The sequence below is a fragment of the Devosia sp. YIM 151766 genome (genome assembly GCF_030285925.1).
In the GTDB taxonomy this organism is placed as follows: Bacteria; Pseudomonadota; Alphaproteobacteria; order Rhizobiales; family Devosiaceae; genus Devosia.
The window spans coordinates 702,627-726,594 of record NZ_CP127251.1; the positions used below are offsets into that span (position 1 = coordinate 702,627).

The following is a 23,968-nucleotide window of genomic DNA, read 5'->3' on the forward strand; positions in this document are numbered from 1 at the left end:
CATCCTCTCTTTATTCGAGGAAAACCTTGGGGTTGTCGGTGATGACGCCGGTAAGGCCGGCATCCCAGAACGAAACCAATTGCACCGGGTCATTGCAGGTCCATGCCCGCACCTTGATGCCACGTTCCCGCATTTGCTCCAGCAAACCGATACTGACGGCCTTGTAGTGCATATGTATGGTCGTCGCTGGAATAGCGGCCAATTGCTGCTCCCAATCCTCGGGCACCTGTCCCCAGAGCATGGCCATTTCCAGTTCCGGCTCCAGGGCATGCATGGCCTTCAGCGCTGCGGCGTCGAAGCTCGAAATCATTATCCGGGTCGACGATGAACGCTTGGCGATGTCGGCCTGCACGGCGCGCACCAATTGGTCGAGCGATTGATGATGCGCATGCTGCTTGATCTCGACATTGGCGTTGAGACCTAATTCGCCCAGCGCCACGATGGTTTCGGCCAGGCTGGGAATGCATTCGCCGGCGAAACGCGGATCGAACCAGGTTCCGGCGTCAAGGGCGCCGATCTGCTCCCGGGTCAAGGCGCCCAGCGATCCCGTGCCGGAAGACGTGCGGTCCACGCTGCCGTCATGGATGACAACAAGCTGGCCATCGGCGCTGAGAGCCACGTCGAGCTCGACCCATTGCGCGCCCTGTTCGGCGGCGGCGCGGAAGGCCGCGACGGTGTTTTCCGGCGCCACTGCGGAAGCTCCGCGATGGGCCTGGACTTCGTCGCGCTTGGGACCGGGTAGAGAAGAAATTGTCATGATCGGTGCAGTTCGCCCTAGAGGATGTCCGTCCGCATGCCGGTCTGCGCGTTGAACGGGTGCAGGTCGGTGGCGCGGGCATGGACTGTGACGTTCGATCCCTCGGTGATTTCCGGTCTTCCGGGGACGCTGACCACGATGGACTGGCCGGTCGACTGAAGCCGGACATGCAGATGGCTCTCGCCGCCGATGGGTTCGAGCAATTCGGCGACCGCCTCGAGCGACAGGGACGTTTCCGCCGACCGCTCCAAGGTACAGGCGTCGGGGCGGATGCCCACAATGTCGGTTCCCGCCGGCAGACCAAGCGCGGTCTGATCGCCGGCCAGCGACGATACGGAGATGAGGTTCATCGGCGGTGAGCCGATGAAACTGGCAACGAACAGGGTGGCCGGACGGTCATAGACCTCGGTGGGCGTACCGATCTGCTCCACCAGACCGCCATTCATCACCACCAGCCGGTCGGCCAGGGTCATGGCTTCGAGCTGATCGTGGGTGACATAGAGGCTGGTGGTCTTGAGCCGGCGCTGCAGCTTGCGGATCTCGACGCGCATCTGTACGCGCAGCTTGGCGTCCAGATTGGACAGAGGCTCGTCGAACAGGAAAGCCGCCGGTTCGCGCACGATGGCGCGGCCCATGGCGACCCGCTGGCGCTGACCGCCCGATAGCTGGCGCGGCTTGCGATCGAGAAAGGCGCCGATTTCGAGAATGTCGGCGGCCTCCTGTACGCGACGATTGATCTCTTCGCGCGGCGTTCCCCGGTTCTTGAGGCCATATTCGAGATTTCCGCGCACCGTCATATGCGGATAGAGCGCGTAGTTCTGGAACACCATGGCGATGTCACGCTCGGCCGGTTCGGCCTTGACGACATCGCGGCCGCCAATCTCGATGTGACCGGAGGTCACCGTCTCGAGGCCGGCGACCATGCGCAGCAGCGTGGACTTGCCGCAGCCGGACGGCCCGACCAGCACGATGAGCTCGCCATCCGCCACGTTGAGATTGACGCCTTTGACGGCCGGAACGTTGCCGTAACTCTTCTGGAGATCGATGAGATTGATCGTGGACATGGCTTATTTCTCCGTTTCCACGAGGCCTTTGACGAACAGGCGCTGCATGAAGATGACGACGAGGACGGGGGGCAGCATGGCCAGGATGACGGCGGCCATCACCAGATGCCAGAGCGGCTCGGAATCGGCGCTGGCGGCGAGCCGCTTGATGCCCATGACGATGGTGTAATAGCGGCTGTCGGAGGTGACGAGCAGCGGCCACATATATTGCACCCAGCCGAAGATGAAGAGGATGACGAAGAGCGCTGCAATATTGGTCCGGCTCAGCGGCAAGAGGATATCGCGGAAGAATTTCATCGGTCCCGCGCCGTCGACCCGCGCCGCTTCCATCAATTCATCCGGAATGGTGAGGAAGAACTGGCGAAACAGGAACGTGGCCGTGGCCGAGGCGATCAGCGGCAGGATCAGGCCCTGATAGGAATTGAGCATGCCCAGATTGGCCACCACCGCGAAAGTGGGGATGATGCGCACCTCGACCGGCAGCATCAGGGTGATGAAGATGATCCAGAACGCGAGCAGGCGGAACGGAAACTTGAAATAGACGATCGCATAGGCCGAGAGCAGCGAGATCGCGATCTTGCCCACCGCGATGGCCACGGCCATCACCAGCGAGTTCATCATCATCACCCAGATCGGCGGCGCGCCGGAGCTGGACAGGCCCTCGTTCCAGATGATGCTGTAGTTCTCGATCATATGCGGGCCCGGCAGCAGCGGCACGAGGCCACTGACGAACTGGCCCGGCCCATGCGTGGAGGCGATGAAGGCCAGATAGACCGGAAACACCACGATGACGACGCCGGCGATCAGCACCAGATGGGTCAGGAAGGTGAGAATGGGTCGGTTTTCAACCATTTCGGCTCAACCCCTAATACTGTACGCGGCGTTCCACGAAGCGGAACTGCACGACGGTGAGAGCGATGACAATCAGCATGAGGATGACCGATTGGGCGGTTGAAGAGCCGATATTCAGGTTCAATACGCCGTCGGTATAGACCTTGTAGACCAGGATATTGGTCGCCTGGGCGGGGCCGCCCATCGTGGTCGCATCGACAATGCCGAATGTGTCGAACATGGCGTAGTTGATATTGATGATCAGCAGGAAGAAGGTCGTCGGCGAGATCAGCGGGAAAATGATGGTCCAGAAGCGCTTGAACGGCCCGGCTCCGTCGATGGCGGCAGCCTCGTTGAGCGATTGCGGCACTGATTGCAGACCGGCGACGAAGAACAGGAAATTGTAGGAAATCTGCTTCCAGGCCGCGGCGATGATGATCAGGATCATCGCCTGATTGCCGTCGATCCGGTGGTTCCAGCTGATGCCCAGGCCGCGCAGGATATAGGGCGCCAGGCCGATGGACGGATTGAAGATAAACCACCACAGAATGCCCACCACCACCGGGGCCACTGCATAGGGCCAGACCAGCAGGGTCGTGTAGACCTTGCCCGAGCGCAGCAGCCGATTAACGGCGACGGCCAGGAGCAGGGAAATCGCCATGGAAAGCAGCGTCACCGAAATGGCGAAGATCGCGGTGCGGCCCAAAGAGCCAAGGTAATTGGGATCGGAGAAGATGCGCCGGTAATTGTCGAACCAGATGAAGGTGGTCCGGAAACCGAACGGGTCTTCGCGTTCGAACGAGGACTTCACCGCCTGCAGGGCCGGCCAGATGAAGAAGATCAGCGTGATCGCCAATTGCGGCGCCAACAACGCGTAGGGCAGCAGCTTGTTGGGAAAAATGGTGCGTTTGGTCTGCATGGGTCCTCGCACGGCCCGCCGATGGATAGCCGGCACGGGCCATCCATCCGCTCAGCGCATGGAAAACGGGGCCGGAATTGCTCCGGCCCCGATAGCGATCATTACTGATTGGTCGTTTCGAATTCGCGCAGGATTTCGTTGCCGCGAGCGACAGCGGAATCGAGGGCTTCCTGGGCGGTCTTCTGGCCGGCGAGCAGGGCTTCGAATTCCTCGTCGACCACGGTGCGAGCCTGGCTCAGATTGCCGAAACGGATGCCCTTGGAATTGGCGTTCGGCGTGCCGCGGGTGATCTGCTCGATCGCCACGTCAGCGCCCGGGTTTTCTTCGTAATAGCCCTGTTCCTGGCCCAATTCGAACGCCGCATTGGTGATCGGCAGATAGCCAGTGAACTGATGCCAATCGGCCTGCACGTCGGACTGGCTGAGATAGGTGAAGAACTCGGCGACACCCTTATAGACGTCGTCGTCCTTGCCATTGAGCACCCACAGCGTCGCGCCGCCGATGATCGAGTTCTTGGGCTCTTCGATCTCGTCGTCATAATAGGGCAGGGGTGCAAAGCCGACTTCGAAATCCCTCGAATTGGCGATCACGCCAGCGCGGGAGCCCGAGGAGTTCATGTAGATGGCGCATTCGCCGGAATAAAATTTCGGCGCGGCATCAGGACCGCCGACCGGACCACCATATTGGTAGAGACCTTCATCCGACCATTTTTTGAGGTTTTCCCAATGCTTGGCCTGGAGCGGACCGTTGAAGGTGAATTCGGTGCCGAGGCCGCCGAAGCCATTTTCAAGCGTGCCATAGGGCTGGTCGTGGATGGCCGAGAGGTTTTCCAGCTGGATCCAGGACACCCATGCCGTGCTCAGGCCGCAATTGGCGGCGCCGGAATCGACGATCTTGTTCATGTAGTCCTCGACCTCGGCCCAGGTCTTGGGCGCGACTTCGGGATCAAGGCCGGCTTCGGCGAAGGCGGTCTTGTTGTAGTACATGATCGGGGTGGACGAGTTGAACGGCAGCGACAGGATGTTGCCGTCGGTGTCCGAGTAATAGCCTACGACCGGCGCGAGAAAGGCGCTCGGGTCCCAGGGCTGGCCGTTTTCGGTCATCAGCTCGTAAACCGGCTTCACGGCGCCCTTGGCGGCCATCATGGTGCCGGTGCCCACTTCGAACACCTGCACGATTGCCGGCTGCTCGTTGGCGCGGAACGCCGCGATCGCAGCAGTCAGCGTTTCGGGATAGGTGCCCTTGTAGGTGGTCACGACCTTGTAGTCCGACTGGCTGTCATTGAAGCCCTGGGCGATTGATTCCAGCTTCTTGCCCAATTCGGCATCCAGCGCGTGCCACCAGCTGATTTCAGTCTGCGCGAAAGCCGGATTCGCCGACAGCACGGCGGCCAGCCCGACGGACAGGCACAATACGTTCTTGAACATACTCACTCCCTTATTATTGCGCCGGGACCCCCACGTCCCGATCTTGGTGGCATATGACAGCATCGAATCTTCCTTTGCAAACAGGAAATGTTCATTTGAACATTTTTGAAGAAGCGGTCGACTCTTCAGTGACCTGCTGAAGCTTCTAAATCAGGCGCTTAGCAGTTTTGTGACAGTCGGCCAGAGCCTGTGAATATCTTCATTGCCGGGGGTGCTGCGTTCATGTGAACACGCAGATAAGGGCGTGGGGCCAGCGGGCTCCAGGATCAGTCGCGGCTGCGGAAGCGGCGCTGATAGTCGGGATCGTAAAGCGAGCTTTCGCGGAAGTCCGCAGCCGCCAGACCTTTGCCGACGAAGATGATGGCCGTGCGTTCGATCGGATGGGCGGCGAATTTTGTCGCTATGTCGGCGAGCGTGCCGACAAGCATGGTCTGGTTTGGCCAACTTGCATGGGCGACGATGGCGACGGGGCAATCGGCGCCATAAAGCGGGGTCAATTCGGCCACGATATCATCGAGCGCATGAATGGCGAGGTGGATGGCCAGCGTCGCCCCGGTGGATGCGAAGGCGGAAAGGGTTTCGCCCTCGGGCATGGGCGAGGCCCGGCCGCCGATCCGGGTCAGCACCAGGCTCTGTGCCAGGCCCGGAATAGTCAATTCCCGCCCCAAAGCGGCGGCGGCGGCGGCAAAGGCGGGTACGCCGGGCGTGAGCGTATAGGGGATGCCGAGCCGGTCGAGGCGTCGCATCTGCTCGGCTACGGCGCTCCACACCGAAAGGTCGCCGGAATGGAGGCGAGCCACGTCCTCACCGGCTTGGTGCGCCCGGACGAACTCGGCCTCGATCTCGTCCAGCGACATCGGCGCGGTGTTGACCAGACGGGCGCCAGGCGGGCACCAATCCAGCATTTCCTTGGGAACGATGGAGCCGGCATAGAGGCAGACGGGGCAGCCGGCCAGCAGGTCACGGCCGCGCACGGTGATGAGATCGGCAGCGCCCGGGCCGGCGCCGATAAAGTGAACATTCATGGTTTTACCCAGCGCCATTGGGTGATCGGCATGGCGGGACGCCAGCCTTGCATGGTGCCGAGGGGCTCGGCATGGGCGACTGAAAGCCGGACCAGTTCGCCCCCTCTCGTCGCGTGCAGAGCAAGCAGCACCTGTTCCATTTCCAGCGTCACCGCATTGGCGACGATGCGACCGCCAGGCCGGAGGGCATCGATGGCGGCATCCATGACCCCAGGCTCGGAGCCGCCGCCACCCACGAAAATGGCGTGAGGCGCTTCAAGGCCATGTAAAATATCGGGCGCAGAACCTTCGACTATACGCAGATCAGGGACGCCGAAGCTTTGGGCATTGCGGGCGATGCGGGCGGCACGGTCTGGCTCGGGCTCGATGGCGATGGCCCGAAGGCTGGGATCGGCCAGCATCCATTCAATGCCGATAGAGCCTGATCCAGCGCCGATATCCCAGAGCAATTCGTGGCGGCGCGGCGCGAGAGCGGCGAGGGTAAGCGCCCGAATGTCGCGCTTGGTGATCTGGCCGTCATGCTCGAACAGCGCATCGTCGAGCCCCGGCGTCAGCGGCAGGATGCGGGCGCCAGGCAGGGGGACGACAGTGATGGCGCAAATATTGAGCGGGTCGATATCGGAGAGCGAAAAGGATTCGGCCATTTGCGAGCGTAGCTGTTCGCGCGGACCGTCCAGCGCCTCCATCACCGTGAGGATGGAGCGCCCGAAACCGGCCTGGGTGAGGAGCGCGGCCAGGGCGGCGGGGCCGTGTTCATCGGATGTCAGGGCCAGGATGCGCGATGCCGCATGCAGATGTGGTCGAATGAGGTCGAGGGGACGGCCATGGAGCGACAGGCTGACCACGTCCTGCAAGGGCCAGCCCAGGCGTGCGGCAGCGAGGCTGAAGGCGGATGGATGCGAAATCACGCGCATCTGCGCTGGATCGATATGGCGGGCAAGACTGGCCCCGACGCCAAAATGGAAGGGGTCGCCCGAGGCCAGGACGCAGACTTTCCTGCCCTTCGCAGCGAGGACGGCTGCGATGGCGGCAGAAAACGGCGAGAGCCAGGACCGGGCCTCGCCTTTGATGGCTCCGGCGGCGAGCTCGAGATGCCGCGTGCCACCGAACACGAGCTCGGCCTCCCCGATGGCGGCGCGGGCAATAGGGGACAAGCCATCCAGCCCGTCTTCACCGATGCCGACCACAATAAGCCAGGGATCAGACATGGTTCATGGTCCCGCCGCGCGCGGTGAATAGACCAGCGGATCCATGCCGTCCCGCTCGATCACCCGTGTTTCCGCCGAGCCGATGATGACGCAGGTGGCCATGTCGGCCGCCTGCTGGTCGGCTTCGCCCAGCGGAACAACGGTGAAGTGCTCATCGGGGCGACCAATGGCGCGACCGAAAATGACCGGCGTGGTGACCGGCAGGATTTCGCGCAGCAGCTTGAAGGCGGTGGCCAATTGCCAGGGCCGCGACCTGGAAATGGGATTGTAGAGGGCGATCACCAGGCCAGCTTCGGCAACGGCGCGCAGCCGGCGCTCGATCAATTCCCAGGGTTTGAGATTGTCCGAGAGGGAAATGGCGCAGAAATCGTGGCCCAGCGGCGCGCCGGCGCGCGCGGCGACGGCCAGCATGGCGGTGACGCCCGGCAGCACGACGAGGTCGAGCCGACGCCAGGTTTCGGGGCCGGCCTCGATGGCTTCGCAAATCGCCGCGGCCATGGCAAAGACGCCCGGATCGCCGCCCGATACCACGCAGACATTGCCGCCGCGCGCGGCGGCATCGAGCGCGGCGCGGGCGCGGTCGATTTCCTGGCGATTGTCGGAGGCGATGCGCTGCTGCTCGGGACGCAGATTGAGCCGGTCGAGATAGGGACCATAACCGAAAAACACCTCACCCGCGGCGATCGCCTGCAATGCCTGCGGCGTGGTTTGGTTCGGATTGCCGGGCCCGGTGCCGATGATTGTCAGCCGCCCGGTCATGGGCGGGCGCTCCAGCCCGGCACCAGGATCAGCGAAAAATAGGGGGCGATATCGTCGGCCTTGTCGGTGAGCGGCATGGAATAGCCATTGGCCATGGTGCCGCGCTCGACATAGATCGCGCCGGCGAGACGCCCGGAATCGGCCAGGGCGGCGCGGACCTTGGCGAGATTACGGCCTAATTTCATCACGACTGCGCCTTCGGTATTGGTAAAACGCCGCACCAGTTCCGACCGGTCTAGCGTGCCGGGGAGAATGGTGAGAATATCATCGCCCTGCACCAGAGGCAGGCCAGCCTCGGACCAGCTGCCCGACATGGCCGTAATGCCCGGAATGACCTCGCAGGCATAATGCTGCGCCAACCGGACATGCAGGTGCATATAGCTGCCATAGAGCAGCGGATCGCCCTCGCTCAGCACCACCACATTGCGACCCGCATCGAGATGGGCGGCAAGGCGGGCGGCAGCTTCGGCGTAAAACGCTTCGATTCGGCTTTTATAGCCCGCGTCGTGGCGATGGATTTCGGTGGTGACAGGATAGTTCAGCGCTTCCTCGGCCTGGCCGGGGCGGAAATGGCCGGCGGCGATGGCGCGTGCATTGCTGGCATTGCCGCTCTTGGCGAACCAGGCGACCACATCGGCGTTTTCGATGGCGCGCACGGCCTTGATGGTGAGCAGGTCCGGGTCGCCCGGGCCGGTGCCGACGCCGATCAGCTTGCCTGTCACAGCCCCGCCCTCGCCAGCGCGTTGAGGCAGGCCGAGGTCATGGCGCTGCCCCCTAGCCGGCCGCGCACGATGGCATAGGGTACGCCATAGGAATTTTCGGCCAGCGCCTGCTTCGATTCGGCAGCGCCGACGAAGCCGACCGGCATGCCGAGAATGGCGGCAGGCTTGGGGGCGCCGTCACGCAGCATTTCGAGCAGGTGGAACAGAGCGGTGGGCGCATTGCCGATGGCGACCACGGCGCCGTCCAGATGATCTTCCCAAAGATGCAGCGCCGCTGCCGAGCGCGTATTGCCGATGCTCTGCGCCAGCCTTGGTGTGCGTTCGTCACGCAATGTGCAGATCACCGGATTGCTGGCGGGAAGGCGCGCCGCCGTGATGCCGCGCGCCACCATTTCGGCGTCGCAGAGAATCGGCGCGCCGCCCTTGAGCGCCTCGCGCGCGGCGGAGACGAAGCCGGGGCCGAAGACGAAATGCTGTGCCGCGTCCACCTGCCCGGCGGCATGGATCATGCGCACGGCAAGCTCGGCCTCATCCTCGGAAAAGGCCGACAGGTCGGCTTCGGCGCGGATAATGGCGAAGGACTGGCGATAAATCGCGTCGCCATCCTTGATATAGTCGTATTCAATCATCGGATTTCCTGCCGGGCGGCCAGCGCCGGAAGAAGTCCGGCCTCATCGACAACCTGCCGAGGCGTATCGCCCGCCCGGCCATCGATGACAAGACCAATCCCATCGGCGCGGCCTACCAGGGTGAGGTCTGCCGGGCGCGGATGGGCGCAGCCCTTGGCGCAGCCGGAGACGTGGAGGCGCCTGCCGGAGGGAAGATGCGGCGCCAATTGTGCGGCGAGCCGTCGCGCCGCGATATGGCCCGAGGCGCAACCGTCGCTGCCGATACAGGCGCTGATATGCCGGCGCGGATCGGTTGGACTGGTGATGAAACCGAGGGTCGCGGCACGGTCGATCAGGACGTCGGGAGCATTGTCCAGCAGGATCGCATGACCGGGCGCGAGCCGGATTGTCCTGACGCGGCAAGCTTCGGCATGGATGGCGAGCTCGATAAGCGCATTGGCATGCATCTGGCCGAAGGGCAGGGCGATCGGATTGGCGTGGCCGTCGCTAAGGACGAGGTTGCCGCCGTTCCAGCCCCGGGGCGCGGGAGCGGAAGCTGTTGTGCTGGCTGGCGGGAAAAGGTCGGCGGCGCGGGCCTCCGCACCCAGAGCGGCGAGCGCATTGAGCACGGCAATAGCCGCCGCCACGGCGCTCTCTGTGTCCATGATCTGCGGCTTGCCTTGGCCGAGCATGACGGACCAGCGGGCAGCGTCGAGCGCCACAAGGCGGATATCGGCCTTCACGGCGGCGAGGGAAAGCTGGCCATTGCCGTCGATGACCACGCTGACCTTGGGGCCGAGCTTTCCCGTCACGGATGCGGCGGCGGTGCGGATGCCGGCGGCAAGGGGGCGGGGATCGGCTTTTTCTTCTGGATCTTCGCCAGCGATCGGGGAGATGTCGACCACAAGGCCGGTTTCGATTGTGACCAGCGATGACGCAGCTTCGGCGAAGCGGGGAACACTGGCCGGAGTCAAGCCGCGTATCTGCAGATTGCCGCGCGCCGTGACTTCGACCAGGCCGTTACCGTGTTGACGAGCGAGGCGGGCAATGGCGGCCAGTTGCTGCGGGGTAAGGCGATTGCCGGCAACGCGCATGCGGGCAAGCAGACCATCGCCAGTCTGCATCGGCGCATCCAGCGTCGGGCAGTCGCCGCGCCGCGCACCGTCTGGTCGACTGAAAATGGTCAGTTCCATATTCACAACGGGCTCGCGATCCTTTTCACCGCAATTCTATCAGCCGCGCGCCGCCAGCACTACTCCGCCTGGCGCAGCAGATAGATGTCCATGATCCAGCCATGGCGTTCGCGGGCGGCGGCGCGTACGGCCACGATTTTTTCGGCCACGTCGCCGAGACGCCCGGAAACCAGGATTTGCTCGGGGGTGCCGAGATAAGCGCCCCAGAAGATTTCCAGATCGGGATCGGCGTCACGAAAAGCCAGCCGGCCATCCAGCATGACCACGCTATCCGTTTCCACGCTGCCGAGTTGGCGGCCCGTAGTGATGATCACCGGCTCGCCGATGCGGTTGAGCGCAATGCCATGGGCGGCGGTAAGGGCCTGGATAGCGGTAATGCCGGGAAAGACTTCCACTTTGATCGGCATTTTGACCCGGTCAAGAATACGCAGGGTGGAATCGTAAAGGCCCGGATCGCCCCAGACCAGGAAGGCGCCACTGCCGTTTTCCGGTATTTCGGCGATGAGGCCGGCGAAAATTTCCGCCAGCGCCGCATGCCAGTCCTCGACGCCCTGACCGTAATCGGCATGGGCGGCATCGCGGCGGGGCACCGCATAGCCGACCTGCCGGACCGCGCCTTTGACAAAGCGGGCAATGATGGTGCGGCGAATCTCGGCGAGATCGGCCTTGCCGGCGCCCTTATCCGGCACGAACAGCACATCGGCGCGGTTAAGCGCTTCAATGGCGGCCACGGTCACGTGCTCGGGCGAGCCGGTGCCGATGCCGACGACGAGAATGGTTTTCACAGGCGCAATCATGGGCGTAAGGAGATGACACCTTGCGCGGACCGTGACAAGCATTCCGCCAAGACCAGGCTCAAACGGCGCTTTTTCCTAGCTCCCGGGACGGGATACTGAATTGCGCACGATCAGCTCGGCCCGTAGCAGCACTTCGCGCGATTTGGGCGTTTCGCCGGCCAGCATGGCCAGCAGCAATTCCATAGCCGCTTCGCCGATACGGTGGCGGGGCTGTTTCATGGTGGTGAGCGAGGGGCTGACGAAGCTGGCGAAGGAAATGTCGTCGAATCCCATGACCGAAAACTGGCGGGGCAATTCGTAGCGGCGGGCGTTGAGCGCGATGATGACCCCAAGCGCAGTGGCGTCGTTGACGCAGAGAAAGGCGCTGGGCAGCGCATCGCGCACGAACATCAGCTCGGCGGCGGCGCGACCGCTTTCGGTGGTGCCGTCGCCGTCCAGAATCAGGCGCGGATCGATGGCGATACCGGCACCTTCCAGCGCGGCGCGATAGCCGGTCTCGCGCAGCCGATTGATCTCGCGACTGGTGGAATGGCCGATAAAGGCAATGCGGCGATGGCCCTGCGAAATCAGGTGTTCGGCCGCGACGCGGGCGCCTTCGAAATTATCGACGCCGACAAAGGGAATGTCCTGCCCCAATACCGGCTCATTGACCGCGACCATGGGCGGAAGCCGGGTTTCGCCGCGATCCTGGCCGAAGCCGAACGGCAGATGGCCGGTGAACAGGATCAGTCCATCCGCCTGGTTGGAGCTGATGAAGCGCAGGTAATCGGTCTCGCGGCTCGGATCGTTCTGCGTATTGCCGATCAACAGGCCATAGCCCCGCTGGCTGGCCTCGGTTTCGAGCCCCACCAGGATATTCGAGAAGTTCGGGTCGCCGACATCGGGGGCCAGAATGAGGATCATGTTGCTGCGGCGCATGCGCAGCGAACGGGCCATGGCATTGGTAGTGTAGCCGGTGCGGGCAATGGCCTCGACAACCCGGCGGCGAGTGGCGTCGGCGACCTTTTTCGGCTCGTTGATGGCGCGGCTCACCGTGGCGATGGAAACCCCGGCCATGGCAGCAACATCTTCGATAGTGGCCAGCTTATGCTGCTGCACTTGGGTCGCTCCGCCCTTGGCGCACGGCTCGAAAAGCTCGAAGCGCTCTATCCTGGCGGGTGCCGGCTCCGCCCACGGCATTTGTCACAGGCATATAGGTTTTTTCAGTTGTGTAAACCTTTACATCGTTTATGAAAACCTTTACATCGTTTGCAAGAGCAGAGGCCAGCACAGCAAGTGCGCCATGCTCGGGGGAGGAATCGAGAACATGGCGGATGCGCAGGATGCAAGCGTGCAGCCGATTCTGTCGGCCCATCGCATCTCCAAGTCTTTCGGCGATATTCCAGTGCTGTTCAGCGTGGATTACGATATTCTGCCGGGCGAGGTTCATGCCATTATCGGCGAGAACGGCGCCGGCAAGTCCACGCTGATCAAGATCCTGTCCGGCATCGAGCAACCGACCTCCGGTTCGATTTCCTATAACGGCGAGACGGTGGTGCTGCCGCCCAATGGCGAAGCCGCCTCCATGGGCATTGTCGTCATCCATCAGGAACTGCTGCTGGCGGAACATCTGAGCGTGGCGGATTCGATTTTCCTGGGCCGCGAACTGCGCTCGGGTCCCTTCCTGAATCTCGCGGAAATGCGGCGTCAGACCCGCGCCATTCTCGATGTCCTCAATGTCGATATCGACCCCGATGCGCGCATCAATACGCTGTCGGTCGCCGACAAGCAGATGGTGGAAATCGCCAAGGCCATCAGCCGCGACGCGCGGGTCATCATCATGGACGAGCCCACGGCCGTCTTGTCGATAGCCGAATCGCAGACCCTGTTCGAACAAATCCGGCGAGTGACGGCCAAGGGCGTGGCGGTGATCTTCATCTCGCACAAGCTGGATGAGATCATGACCGTCGCCAATCGCGTCACCGTCCTGCGGGATGGCCAACTCATTGCCACGGTCGGCACGGATAATCTGACGCCGGATTCGATCGCCCAGATGATGGTGGGGCGCGAGCTCTCCAACCTCTATCCGCCCAAGCATGAGCCGGACGTGGACGCCGAAGTGATGCTGTCGGTGCGAGACTTGGCGGCGCCTGGTATTTCGGCGATTTCTTTCGATTTGAAGCGCGGCGAAATCCTCGGCTTTGCCGGCCTGATCGGCTCGGGCCGCACGGCGGTGGCCGAAGCCATTGTCGGGCTGACGAAGAAGAGCGCTGGCGCCATAGAAGTGCATGGCGAGCCGGCCGATTTCGCCGACGTTTCAAAATCCGTTGCGGCGGGCCTAGCCTATATGACCAAGGACCGCAAAGGACGAGGCCTGTTGCTCAATGCAGGCCTGCAAGCCAATCTCACCCTGCTAACGCTCAAGAAGCATCTGCGCTTCGGTTTTCTCGATGGGCGCAGCGAGGAGCAGGCATTGGAGCGCGCGGTGCGCCGCTTCGACGTCAGGGCGCTCGATCCCTCGGTGCAGGTGGGCAAGCTGTCGGGCGGCAACCAGCAGAAGCTGATGCTGGGCAAGACCATGGAGAGCGAGCCTGATATCGTCATCATGGACGAGCCGACCCGCGGCATCGATGTGGGCACCAAACAGCAAATCTACCACATCATAGCCGCCCTGGCCGCCGAGGGTAAGGCGATCATCGTCATCTCTTCGGAAATGCAGGAAGTCATTGGCCTTTCGCACCGCGTCGTCGTCATGCGCAATGGGCGCATGGCCGGGGTGCTGGAAGGCGCGGAAATAACAGAAGCCGAGATCATGCGTTACGCGGCCGGCATCAAGCAGGATAGAGAAAATGAGCGCCTCAGTGCCTGAAAGTGCCAGCAAGCCGGCTAAGGGCTTCAGGCTCGACCTCAAGACCGCCGGACCGCTGCTGGCGCTGATCCTCCTGGTCATTCTGGGTTATTCGCTGAACCCGGCCTTTCTCAATGAAGGCAATGTCACCAATCTGCTGACCCGCTCGGCCTTTATCGGCATCATCGCGGTGGGCGGCACATTCGTCATCACCGCCGGCGGGCTGGACCTTTCGGTGGGCTCCATGGCCGCCTTCATCGCCGGCATCATGATCATCGTCATGAATTCGGCCGTGGGCAGCATGGGGGCATCGGTCTGGACCGTGCTGCTGGGCATCGGTTGTTCGCTGATCCTGGGCGTCGGCGCCGGCTTCATCAACGGCTTCCTGACCACCAAAGGCAAGATCGAAGCGTTCATCGTGACCCTGGGAACGATGGGGATTTATCGTTCGCTGATCACCTATTTCGCCGATGGCGGCACGCTGTCGCTCAATAGTGCCGCCCGCGAAATATACCGTCCGGTCTATTACGACAGCTTCCTGCGCATTCCCTATCCGGTCTGGGTGTTCATCCTCGTTGCCGTCATCGGCTGGGTGCTGATGAACCGCACCGCCTTTGGCCGTTATTGCATGGCTATCGGCTCCAACGAACAGGTGGCGCGCTATTCGGCCATCAAGGTCGACCGGGTGCGGACCTGGACCTATATTTTGCAGGGTCTCTGCGTGTCGCTGGCCACCATCATCTATGTGCCGCGCCTGGGTTCGGCGTCGTCGGCCACCGGCGTATTGTGGGAACTGGAAGCCATCGCGGCGGTCATCATCGGCGGCACCATGCTCAAGGGCGGTTATGGCCGGATCGGCGGCACCGTGATCGGCGCGCTGATCCTCACCGCCATCGGCAATATCCTCAATCTCACCGATATCATCTCGAACTACCTCAATGGGGCGGTCCAGGGCGTGATCATCGTGGCGGCAGTCTATCTGCAGCGCGGCAGTTTCAAGCATAGCCCGCGCGTCAAGAAGGCCGAATAGCAAGAATTCCTGCCCTTCATCAGGGCAGGCAAAACCGGCGCCGAAAGCGCCATATTCACGGGAGGACTACCCATGTCTATCAAGGCATTGACCCTGGCCCTGGCGGCAACCACCGCTCTGGCGCTTCCGGTTCTGGCCCAGGAAACGATCAAGATCGGCGTTTCCATTCCTGCGGCGACGCATGGCTGGGCCGGCGGCCTCAACTGGCACGCCCAGGAAGCCGAAAAGCGCCTCGAAGCGGCGCATTCCAATATCGACATCATCCTGGTCACCGCCGATAGCCCGGCCGATCAGGCCGGCGATATCGAAGACCTGATCTCGGTGCAGCAGATCGACGCCCTTGTGGTGCTGCCCTTCGAATCCGATCCGCTGGTCGAGCCGGTCCGCCAGGCCAAGGCCGCCGGCGCCTTCATCACCGTGGTCGATCGCGGCCTGCCCGACACGTCCATTCAGGACGTCTATGTGGCTGGCAACAATACCGAATTGGGCTCGACCTCGGCGGAATACTTCGTCTCCCGCCTGGGCGAGGGCGACAATATCGTCATCCTGCGCGGCATCCCGACCGTGATCGATACCGAGCGTTTCGACGCCTTTATGGCCGGCATTGAAGGCTCGGGCATCAATGTGCTGGACAACCAGTTCGCCAACTGGAACCGCGACGACGGCTTTGAAGTGATGCAGGACTTCCTGTCGCGCTTCCCCGATATCGACGGCGTCTGGGCGCAGGACGACGACATCGCCATGGGCGTGGTGGAAGCCGTGCGCCAGGCCGGTCGCGACGGTGAAATGTTCATCGTCGGCGGCGCCGGCATGAAGGACGTGATCAAGGGCATCATGGATGGCGACGAATTGATCCCGGTGGACGTGCTCTATCCGCCGGCCATGATCGCCACCGCCATGGACGTGACCGTTGCCAATTTCGTCTCCAACGGCCCGGTGCAGGGCGAATATATCCTGGGCGCCCCGCTGGTGACTCAGGAGAACGCCGCGCAGTTCTACTTCCCCGACAGCCCGTTCTGATCCTTCCTGGAACGGACGCGAAAGGGGCGCCGCAAGGCGCCCCTTTTTGTATCCTAGGACTCGCTTTTTCTATGCCGTTTCCGGCGTGTAGCCGGCCTCGCGGATGGCATCCGCGCCCTTGGCCCTGTCGCCGGTGAAGCGGACTTCATGGCTCGCGAGATCGATCTCGACCGTGCTGCCGGGCAGCGCCCGCTCCAGCGCGCCGCGCACGGTGCCGACGCAGTGATTGCAGGTCATGTCATTGACAGTGAAGGTGGTTTTCTCGCTCATGGTCAATGTCTTTCTCCGGCAAGGTCATCAAGAATCGGGCAATCGGGGCGGTTGTCGCCCTGGCAGCAATGGACGAGATGCTTCAGCGTTTTCACCATGCCTTCCAGCTCGGCGATCTTGGTTTCGAGCGCGCTGATATGGCCGCTGGCAATGTCCTTCACTTCGCCGCTGGCGCGGGCCTTGTCCTGCCAGAGGGCGAGCAGGGCCGCGGTCTCCTCGACCGAGAAACCGAGCGTGCGGGCCCGTTTGACGAAGCGCAATATATGGACGTCGTCGGCGCCGTAAACGCGGTAATTGCTGTCGGTGCGGTCGGGCGGGGTGATGAGGCCGATCTGCTCGTAATAGCGGATCATCTTGGCTGAAACCCCCGATTGCCTGGCGGCCTGGCCGATATTCATGCGGAAACCCCCTTAACTGCCCGCAAACGCTGGGCATTGACGACCACGAAGACCGAGGACAGAGCCATGGCGCCGGCGCCGATCATCGGGGAAAGCAGGATGCCAAATGCCGGGTAGAGCACGCCGGCGGCGACCGGGATCAGCAGGGCATTGTAGCCGAAGGCCCAGAACAGATTTTCCCAGATATTCTTTAGCGTCGCCCGGCTAATCGTTAGCGCATTGATAACGTTTGCGAGGTCGCCACCCAGCAAAACCACGTCGGCGCTCTCGATCGCGGCATCGGTGCCGTCGCCCACGGCAATGCCGATATCGGCCTCGGCCAGAGCCGGCGCGTCGTTGATGCCGTCGCCGACATAGGCGACGATGCGATTGCCCTGACGCAGCGCCTTGATGGCCTCGACCTTGTCGGCGGGCAGCACTTCGGCCTGCACTTCATCGATGCCGAGCTGGGCGGCGATGGCCTGAGCGGTGCGACGATTGTCGCCGGAGATCATCGCCGTCTTCAGACCCATGGTGTGCAGCGCGTCGACGACCGACTTGCTGGTGGGCTTGATCGTGTCGGCGACGACCAGGGCGGCGGCGACCTTGCCGTCGATGGCGGCGAAAACCGGACTCTTGCCTTCGGCGGCGAGACGGGTGACTGCCGCATCGAAATGGGACAGGTCCAGACCTGCGAGCAGCCGGGCCGAGCCGACCTGAACCTGGCGCCCGCCAATCATGGCGGTGACGCCATGGCCGGGTTCGGCATGGAAATGCTCGACCGGGAGCAGGGCGAGCCCGGCCTGTTCCGCCGCCGCGACGATGGCATTGGCGGTCGGATGCTCGGAGCGCGACTCGGCGGCGGCGACCAAAGCCAGGACCTCATCATGTTCGAACCCCTCGCCGGGGACGAGATCGGTGAGCACCGGCTTGCCGGCGGTGAGCGTGCCGGTCTTGTCGAAGGCGACCACTTTGGCATCGCGCAATTGCTGGAGAGCCTCGCTCTTGCGGAACAGCACGCCGAGCTGGGCGGCGCGACCGGTGCCGACCATGATCGACATGGGCGTCGCCAGGCCCATGGCGCAGGGGCAGGCGATGATGAGCACGGCCACCGCATTGACCAGGGCATAGGTGAGCTTCGGATCCGGTCCGAGGACGAACCAGACAATGGCGGTCAGCACGGCGACGGCGATGACGATGGGCACGAAGACGGCGGTGATCCTGTCGACCACGGCCTGGATCGGCAGTTTGCCGGCCTGCGCGTCCTCGACCATGCGGATGATCTGGGCCAGCATCGTATCGGCGCCCACCTTGGTGGCGCGGAAGCGGAAGGCGCCGGAGGTGTTGAGCGTGCCGCCGACGACATGCGCGCCCACCCCCTTGGAGACCGGCAGGGGCTCGCCGGAAATCATCGATTCATCGATATGGCTGGCCCCCTCGACGATATCGCCGTCGACGGCGATCTTCTCGCCCGGACGGACCAGAACGATATCGCCGACACGAACCTGCTCGACCGGGATTTCGCTGGCCTCGCCATCGCGCTCGACGCGGGCGGTCTTGGCCTGCTGGCGCATCAATTGGCGGATGGCCTCGCCGGTGCGACCCTTGGCCAGGGCCTCGAGCCAGCGGCCGACCAGGATCAGCGTGACGATGACGGCAGCGGCCTCGAAATAGACATGGCGCGTTTCTGCCGGCACCAGCTGGGGCGCGAAGGTGACGATGGTGGAATAGAGCCAGGCCGCGCCGGCGCCGAGCGCCACCAGCGAATTCATCTCCGGCGCGCCGCGGAACAGGGCCGGAAAGCCGATGCGGAAGAAGCGCCAGCCGGGGACGAAAAGCACGGCGGTCGTCAACAGGAAATAGGAAATGTAAAGCCATTGCAGGGGCACGATGCCCATCAGCCAATGATGGAACGGCTCATAGATGTGCCCGCCCATTTCCAGCACGAAGAGCGGCAGGGTGAGGATCGTGGCGACGATCACGTCGCGCCTGAGGATGGCCGCGTCTTCGTCGTGGTGATGGCCATGGTCATGGGCCGGCGCGTCCGGCGCCCGCAGGCTGCCCTTATAGCCGACCTTTTCGACCGCCTTGAGCAGCGCATCGGGCTCGCCGCCGCTGATCGTGGCGCGCTCGGTGGCCAGATTGACCGATACCGTTTCGACGCCCGGCACCTTGAGCAGGGCCTTTTCTACCCGCGATACGCAGGAGGCGCAGGTCATGCCGGTAATGTCGAGCGTGGTGGGGGCGGGATGATTGTGGACGTTCTGATGCATTTTTCTTACCTCGTCCGCCTTCATATAAACCTTCCCATCATGGCAAGGTCAAGAGGTATATGAAAATGGGCCGGGCATTGCCTGTTTTGAATAACCATCGGCATCTTCCGAATATTCGATGCGACCTCTTGGCACAGCGACAATCCTTCGGCTTAAACAAGGGGGCGGGGCAGCCTATTTCTGGCGTTGTCAGGAGCTTGACCATGCAGACGGTTCGTCAGGATATCCATAATTCCGAAGTTCCCGTGCTCTGCCAGAGCTGCGAAGCGCGGCATCAGGGAATTTGCGGGGCGCTCAATTCAGAACAATTGATGGCCCTAGCCAAGTCATCGCGGCGTGTGCGCCGGGAGGCGGGCGAGGAATTGATGGCCGATGCCATGCCGATCGCCAATTATTCCAATGTGCTGCGCGGCGTGGTGAAGCTGTCCAAGGTGCTGGAGGATGGACGCCAGCAGGTGGTCGGCCTGCAATTCGCGCCCGACCTGCTCGGCCGACCCTTTGCCAGCGAAAGCCGGGTCAGCGCCGAAGCCGCCTCGCAGGTCGATCTCTGCGTCATTCCCAAGCGCGCCCTGGAAGCGCTGATCAAGGACAGCGCGCCGCTGGAGCATCGGGTGATGTTGCAGGCGCTGCGCGAGCTGGACGAGGCGCGCGACTGGATGGTGACGCTGGGGCGCAAGACCGCCGCCGAGAAGGTGGCGAGCTTCCTGTTCATGATCGCCAGCCATATCGACCCCATCGACGAGCAGACCATCACCCGGTTCGACCTGCCGCTGAGCCGGTCCGACATCGCCGATTTTCTCGGCCTGACCATCGAAACCGTCAGCCGTCAGATCAGCAGGCTCAAGGCCGATGGCGTGATCGAAATCGCCAATTACCGGCATGTGACCGTGCCAGATTTGACCCGCCTGCGGTTGTTGTGCGGGTAGGGGCTCTATGAGAGGCCTCATGGTGAGCTTGTCGAACCATGGTCGGGGGCTCAGTTGATGCCGCCTTCCTCCCGGATCGTGGTGGTTTTGCGATGGCTATTCTTTTTCTCGGTGTCACCCCCGCGAAAACGGGGACCTCGGTTTGGTAACGGAGGTTCCCGCTTTCGCGGGAATGACGCCGGGTCGGGCATGGTAGTTTCGCCCTCGCTCCGTCACCGCACCCTCGCTCGCTCCCATTGAGGGGGAGGGGGACGCTGGGGCCATAACCTCTATCGCGGTTGCGCTTTCCTCCCGGATCGTCACCCTCGCGCTCGACGCGGGGGTTCTTTGTGCTGGGTGCTACCGCAAGAACCCTCGCGTCGAGCGCGAGGGTGACGAGTGGTGGTTTTGGCGGGAGTGGTGGTTTTGGGTGGTCCAATCGGGCACGGCTCTTGTCTTTTCCTCGGTGTCACCCCCGCGAAAGCGGGGGCCTCGGTTTGGTAACGGAGGTTCCCGCTTTCGCGGGAATGACGCCGGGTCAGACATGGTAATTTCGCTCTCGCTGCGCCACTCCCCCCTCGTTCGCTCCCATTGAGGGTGACGAGTGGTGGTGTTGAGGCGAGGGGTGGTTTTGGGGCGAGCGGTGGTTTTGGGTGGTCCAATCGGGCACGGCTGTCGTCTTTTTCTCCGTGTCACCCCCGCGAAAGCGGGGGCCTCGGTTTGGTAACGGAGGCTCCTGCTTTCGCGGGAATGACGCCGGGTCAGGCATGGTAGTTTCGCTCTTGCTCCGTCACCGCACCCTCAATCCCGCCCCTCAAGCGGGAGGGAGGCGCAGGAGAAGCGACCTCGTCCTTCGACAGGCTCAGGATGAGGTCTATGGGAGATCGGATGAGGGCATCGGAGACCTCATGGTGAGCCTGTCGAACCATGGGGTCGGGGCAGGCGCCATCCTTGGATTGCCGGGACGGGCCCGACAATCCATCTAGCCCGACCCGATGCTAATCGGCGGCGGGCAGGGCTTCCTGGCCTGTTTCGTCGGCAAGGCGCCGGTCCTCGCGCATTTCGAACCACATGGCGTTGAGAATGCCGAAGCTGCAGGCGAGGCTGACCCCGAGAATCCATGAGAAATACCACATCGCGTTTCTCCTAATAGGCGTTGGGGTTCTTGTTCAGGCTGTCGCCGGTCACCGTGCCGCGCATCACCCGGAAGACCCAGGCGGTGTACATGATTATGATGGGCAGCAGAACCGCGGTCACCAGCAGCATGATGAACAGCGTCAGGTGACTGGAGGACGAATCCCATAGCGTCAAGCCGCTATTGGGCACGGTCGAGGACGGCAGGAAGAAGGGGAAGATCGAGACCCCCGCCGTCGAGACGATGCCGAAAATGGCGGTGCTGCTGGCCAGATAGGCCAGCCATTTGCGGCCGGCGAACAGGCCGAACACCGAGAGGGCGAGGCCGGCAAAGCCGATGGCGGGAGCCGCGATCATCCATGGATAGGTGCGGTAATTGCCGAGCCAGCCGCCCGGAACCAGTTCGACGCTCTTGCTCAATGGATTGATCGGGCCATTGGGGTCGATGACGCTGGTGATCACGTGGCCATTCATGAATGACAGCCAGATGCCGGCCAGGGCGAAAAGCCCGATAGTGGCGAGACCGGCCCCGATGCCATAGCGCCGCGTCCGCTCGGACATGGCGCCTTCGGTGCGGCCGACGATCAGCGTCGCGCCATGGGTCACGATCATGCCCAGGCTGACCAGGCCGGCCAGCAGCGCGAAGGGCGTCAGCAATTGGAAGAAATTGCCGGTATAGAAGGTGCGCATCGTCTCATCGAGATGGAAAGGCGCGCCCAGCAGCACATTGCCCATGGCCACGCCCAGGATCAGCGACGGCACGAAGCCGCCGATGAACAGGCCCCAATCCCAGACGGCGCGCCAGCGGTCGTCATTGACCTTGCCGCGAAACTTGAACCCGACCGGGCGCAGGATCAGCGCCAGAAGGATGACCATCATGGCCAGGTAGAAGCCGGAAAAGCTCACCGCATAGAGCGGGGGAAAGGCGGCGAAGATGACGCCGCCGCCCACGACCAGCCAGACCTGATTGCCTTCCCAGGTCGGCCCGACCAGGTTGAGCAGGATGCGGCGCTCCTCGTCGGTGCGGGCGGCGAAGGGCAGCAGCGCGCCGACGCCGAGGTCACGCCCGCCCATGACGGCGAAGCCGATGAGCAGCACGCCGAGCAGCAGCCACCAGATCAGCCGCAGCGTTTCGTAATCGAGTGGAATGGTGCTCACGATCCGAGCTCCTTGGTTGCGGAAGTGGCGGGAAGGGCGGCCATCACGTAATCGTCTTCATCGTCATCGGAGCCGAACAGCTTGTCCTGGGGGCCGGCCTTGATGACGCGCACCATCAGGATGACCATGACGACGAGCAGGGCCGTATAGAGCAGCACGAAGAAGCTCAGCGACAGCACCAGGTCGAGAACCGAAAGGCCCGAAGCGGCATAGAAGGTGGGCAAGACCCCCTCCACCACCCAGGGCTGGCGGCCGAACTCGGCGATGAACCAGCCGCTTTCGATGGCGATCCAGGGCAGGGGCAGGGTGAAGACACTGAACCAGAGCAGCGGTCGATTGGTGTCGATCCAGCCGCGCGAGGCCCGATAGAACCACAGCGCGAAGAAGGCGATGTAGAAAAAGCCCACGCCCATCATGATGCGGAAGGTCCAGAACAGCGGCCAGACGCCGGGCACGGTATCGGCGGCGGCGAGGACGATTTCCTCGTCGGTGGCGTTCTCCACATCGACACGATATTTCTTGAGCAGCAGGGCATAGCCCAGATCGGCCCAATATTCGTCGAACACCGCGCGGGCTTCCGCATTGCTGCCATCGGCACGGATGTCCTGGAGGGCATTATAGGCGATTATGCCCGTGCGGATGCGGTCTTCGGCGCGCTCGACCAGTTCGTTGATGCCGGGCAGCGGCTTGTCGAGCGTGCGGGTGGTGATCAGCCCGCCCACCCAGGGGATGGAGATGTGGAAGCCCGGTTCGCCGTTTTCATCCGGCCAGGCGATCAGCGTCCAGGGGGCCGGGGCCTCCTCGGTGTGATACATGGCTTCGAGCGCCGCGATCTTCATCATCTGGTGCTCGGTGGCGATATAGCCGCTTTCATCGCCCAGCACGACGACCGACAGGGCCGAGGCAAGGCCGAAGCTGGCGGCCACCACGGCCGAGCGCTTGGCGAGCTCGACATGCTTGCCCTTGACCAGGAACAGCGCCGAAATCGCCAGCACGAAGACCGCGCCGCAGAGATAGCCGGCGCTGACCGTGTGGACGAACTTGGCCTGGGCCACGGGATTGAAGATCACCGCCATGAAATCGGTGATTTCCATGCGCATCGTGTCGGGATTGAACCGGGAGCCGACCGGGTTCTGCATCCAGCCATTGGCCACCAGAATCCACAGGGCAGAAAAATTGGCGCCCAGAGCGACGAGCCAGGTGACGACCAGGTGGCCCACCTTGCTCAGCCGGTCCCAGCCGAAGAAGAACAGGCCGATAAAGGTGGCTTCGAGGAAGAAGGCCATCAGGCCCTCAATGGCCAGCGGCGCGCCGAAAATGTCGCCGACATAATGGCTGTAATAGCTCCAGTTCATGCCGAACTGGAATTCCATGACGATGCCGGTGGCGACCCCCATGGCGAAGTTGATGCCGAACAGCGTGCCCCAGAACAGTGTCGCCTTGCGCCAGATCTGGCGCCCGGTCATCACATAGACGCTCTCCATGATGGCCATCATGAAGGAGAGTCCAAGCGTCAGGGGCACGAAGATGAAATGGTACATCGCGGTGGCAGCGAACTGCCATCGCGAGAGGTCGACGACAAGCATATCAATCATGACATAGAGGCCTCGATGTTCAGACGACCGGACGCGAGCCGTCATTTTCCCTTCCTAGCGCCAAATGGT

Annotated in this window: 23 protein-coding genes; 4 read left to right on the plus strand and 19 right to left on the minus strand. The window is 62.9% G+C overall.

Annotated features, from left to right (window positions below):
• Nucleotides 1–10: 10 nt before the first annotated feature.
• The 13 genes from O9Z70_RS03375 to O9Z70_RS03435 all read right to left on the minus strand — a co-directional run bounded on the left by O9Z70_RS03375 (nt 11) and on the right by O9Z70_RS03435 (nt 12,366).
• The gene (locus O9Z70_RS03375; protein WP_502870178.1) at nt 11–760 is read right to left on the minus strand and encodes a glycerophosphodiester phosphodiesterase family protein; all 750 of its coding nucleotides are present in this window, start codon (nt 758–760) and stop codon (nt 11–13) included.
• Between the two features lie 14 nt (nt 761–774).
• The gene (locus tag O9Z70_RS03380; protein ID WP_286021087.1) at nt 775–1,821 is read right to left on the minus strand and encodes a sn-glycerol-3-phosphate import ATP-binding protein UgpC; all 1,047 of its coding nucleotides are present in this window, start codon (nt 1,819–1,821) and stop codon (nt 775–777) included.
• Between the two features lie 3 nt (nt 1,822–1,824).
• Nucleotides 1,825–2,673 carry a sn-glycerol-3-phosphate ABC transporter permease UgpE gene (ugpE, locus tag O9Z70_RS03385; RefSeq protein WP_286021088.1) on the minus strand — a complete coding sequence of 283 codons (849 nt, stop codon included), beginning with the start codon at nt 2,671–2,673 and terminating at the stop codon, nt 1,825–1,827.
• Nucleotides 2,674–2,686: 13 nt separating this feature from the next.
• Entirely contained in the window at nt 2,687–3,571 is an 885-nt protein-coding gene (gene ugpA, locus O9Z70_RS03390; RefSeq protein WP_286021089.1) for a sn-glycerol-3-phosphate ABC transporter permease UgpA, read from the minus strand.
• Between the two features lie 101 nt (nt 3,572–3,672).
• The gene (gene ugpB / locus O9Z70_RS03395) at nt 3,673–4,998 is read right to left on the minus strand and encodes a sn-glycerol-3-phosphate ABC transporter substrate-binding protein UgpB (protein WP_286021090.1); all 1,326 of its coding nucleotides are present in this window, start codon (nt 4,996–4,998) and stop codon (nt 3,673–3,675) included.
• A 266-nt stretch (nt 4,999–5,264) separates the two neighbouring features.
• Nucleotides 5,265–6,023 carry a precorrin-4 C(11)-methyltransferase gene (gene cobM / locus O9Z70_RS03400; protein ID WP_286021091.1) on the minus strand — a complete coding sequence of 253 codons (759 nt, stop codon included), beginning with the start codon at nt 6,021–6,023 and terminating at the stop codon, nt 5,265–5,267.
• Nucleotides 6,020–7,231 (minus strand): precorrin-6y C5,15-methyltransferase (decarboxylating) subunit CbiE, encoded by a 1,212-nt coding sequence (gene cbiE, locus O9Z70_RS03405; protein WP_286021092.1) that lies wholly within the window; start codon nt 7,229–7,231, stop codon nt 6,020–6,022. Before cbiE ends, cobM begins: the two co-directional genes overlap by 4 nt.
• Before the next feature lie 3 nt (nt 7,232–7,234).
• Entirely contained in the window at nt 7,235–7,990 is a 756-nt protein-coding gene (locus tag O9Z70_RS03410) for a precorrin-3B C(17)-methyltransferase (protein ID WP_286021093.1), read from the minus strand.
• Nucleotides 7,987–8,712 (minus strand): precorrin-2 C(20)-methyltransferase, encoded by a 726-nt coding sequence (locus O9Z70_RS03415; protein ID WP_286021094.1) that lies wholly within the window; start codon nt 8,710–8,712, stop codon nt 7,987–7,989. The genes O9Z70_RS03410 and O9Z70_RS03415 overlap by 4 nt, the downstream gene beginning before the upstream one ends.
• Nucleotides 8,709–9,341 (minus strand): precorrin-8X methylmutase, encoded by a 633-nt coding sequence (locus tag O9Z70_RS03420; RefSeq protein ID WP_286021095.1) that lies wholly within the window; start codon nt 9,339–9,341, stop codon nt 8,709–8,711. The genes O9Z70_RS03415 and O9Z70_RS03420 overlap by 4 nt, the downstream gene beginning before the upstream one ends.
• Nucleotides 9,338–10,513 (minus strand): precorrin-3B synthase, encoded by a 1,176-nt coding sequence (gene cobG, locus O9Z70_RS03425; RefSeq protein WP_286021945.1) that lies wholly within the window; start codon nt 10,511–10,513, stop codon nt 9,338–9,340. The genes O9Z70_RS03420 and cobG overlap by 4 nt, the downstream gene beginning before the upstream one ends.
• Nucleotides 10,514–10,572: 59 nt before the next feature.
• The gene (cobF, locus tag O9Z70_RS03430; RefSeq protein ID WP_286021096.1) at nt 10,573–11,298 is read right to left on the minus strand and encodes a precorrin-6A synthase (deacetylating); all 726 of its coding nucleotides are present in this window, start codon (nt 11,296–11,298) and stop codon (nt 10,573–10,575) included.
• 87 nt (nt 11,299–11,385) lie between these two features.
• Nucleotides 11,386–12,366 carry a LacI family DNA-binding transcriptional regulator gene (locus O9Z70_RS03435; protein ID WP_502870179.1) on the minus strand — a complete coding sequence of 327 codons (981 nt, stop codon included), beginning with the start codon at nt 12,364–12,366 and terminating at the stop codon, nt 11,386–11,388.
• Between the two features lie 250 nt (nt 12,367–12,616).
• Between O9Z70_RS03435 and O9Z70_RS03440 the strand changes: the two genes are divergently transcribed.
• From O9Z70_RS03440 to O9Z70_RS03450, 3 genes are all read left to right on the plus strand, one after another.
• Entirely contained in the window at nt 12,617–14,158 is a 1,542-nt protein-coding gene (locus tag O9Z70_RS03440; protein ID WP_286021098.1) for a sugar ABC transporter ATP-binding protein, read from the plus strand.
• Nucleotides 14,139–15,167, plus strand: a complete 1,029-nt coding sequence (locus O9Z70_RS03445; protein WP_286021099.1) for an ABC transporter permease — start codon at nt 14,139–14,141, stop codon at nt 15,165–15,167. Before O9Z70_RS03440 ends, O9Z70_RS03445 begins: the two co-directional genes overlap by 20 nt.
• A gap of 72 nt (nt 15,168–15,239) precedes the next feature.
• Entirely contained in the window at nt 15,240–16,187 is a 948-nt protein-coding gene (locus O9Z70_RS03450) for a substrate-binding domain-containing protein (RefSeq protein ID WP_286021100.1), read from the plus strand.
• Between the two features lie 69 nt (nt 16,188–16,256).
• Here O9Z70_RS03450 and O9Z70_RS03455 read toward each other — a convergent pair whose 3' ends face one another.
• Genes O9Z70_RS03455 through O9Z70_RS03465 form a run of 3 tightly spaced genes read right to left on the minus strand, consistent with a single transcriptional unit; the run spans nt 16,257 to nt 19,107 of the window.
• Nucleotides 16,257–16,457, minus strand: coding sequence for a heavy-metal-associated domain-containing protein (locus O9Z70_RS03455; protein ID WP_286021101.1), 201 nt, complete (start codon nt 16,455–16,457; stop codon nt 16,257–16,259).
• A 2-nt stretch (nt 16,458–16,459) separates the two neighbouring features.
• On the minus strand, nt 16,460–16,855 hold the full coding sequence (gene cueR / locus O9Z70_RS03460; RefSeq protein WP_286021102.1) for a Cu(I)-responsive transcriptional regulator: 396 nt from the start codon (nt 16,853–16,855) through the stop codon (nt 16,460–16,462).
• Entirely contained in the window at nt 16,852–19,107 is a 2,256-nt protein-coding gene (locus O9Z70_RS03465) for a heavy metal translocating P-type ATPase (RefSeq protein WP_286021103.1), read from the minus strand. The genes cueR and O9Z70_RS03465 overlap by 4 nt, the downstream gene beginning before the upstream one ends.
• A gap of 203 nt (nt 19,108–19,310) precedes the next feature.
• Between O9Z70_RS03465 and O9Z70_RS03470 the strand changes: the two genes are divergently transcribed.
• Entirely contained in the window at nt 19,311–20,033 is a 723-nt protein-coding gene (locus O9Z70_RS03470) for a Crp/Fnr family transcriptional regulator (protein ID WP_286021104.1), read from the plus strand.
• A gap of 977 nt (nt 20,034–21,010) precedes the next feature.
• On the opposite strand, the gene cydX is transcribed toward O9Z70_RS03470, so the two are convergent.
• Genes cydX through O9Z70_RS03485 form a run of 3 tightly spaced genes read right to left on the minus strand, consistent with a single transcriptional unit; the run spans nt 21,011 to nt 23,899 of the window.
• The gene (cydX, locus tag O9Z70_RS03475; RefSeq protein ID WP_286021105.1) at nt 21,011–21,148 is read right to left on the minus strand and encodes a cytochrome bd-I oxidase subunit CydX; all 138 of its coding nucleotides are present in this window, start codon (nt 21,146–21,148) and stop codon (nt 21,011–21,013) included.
• A 10-nt stretch (nt 21,149–21,158) separates the two neighbouring features.
• Nucleotides 21,159–22,304: a cytochrome d ubiquinol oxidase subunit II gene (gene cydB, locus O9Z70_RS03480; protein WP_286021106.1), complete on the minus strand. Its 1,146-nt coding sequence runs from the start codon at nt 22,302–22,304 to the stop codon at nt 21,159–21,161.
• Nucleotides 22,301–23,899: a cytochrome ubiquinol oxidase subunit I gene (locus O9Z70_RS03485; protein WP_286021107.1), complete on the minus strand. Its 1,599-nt coding sequence runs from the start codon at nt 23,897–23,899 to the stop codon at nt 22,301–22,303. Before O9Z70_RS03485 ends, cydB begins: the two co-directional genes overlap by 4 nt.
• Nucleotides 23,900–23,968 lie beyond the last annotated feature (69 nt).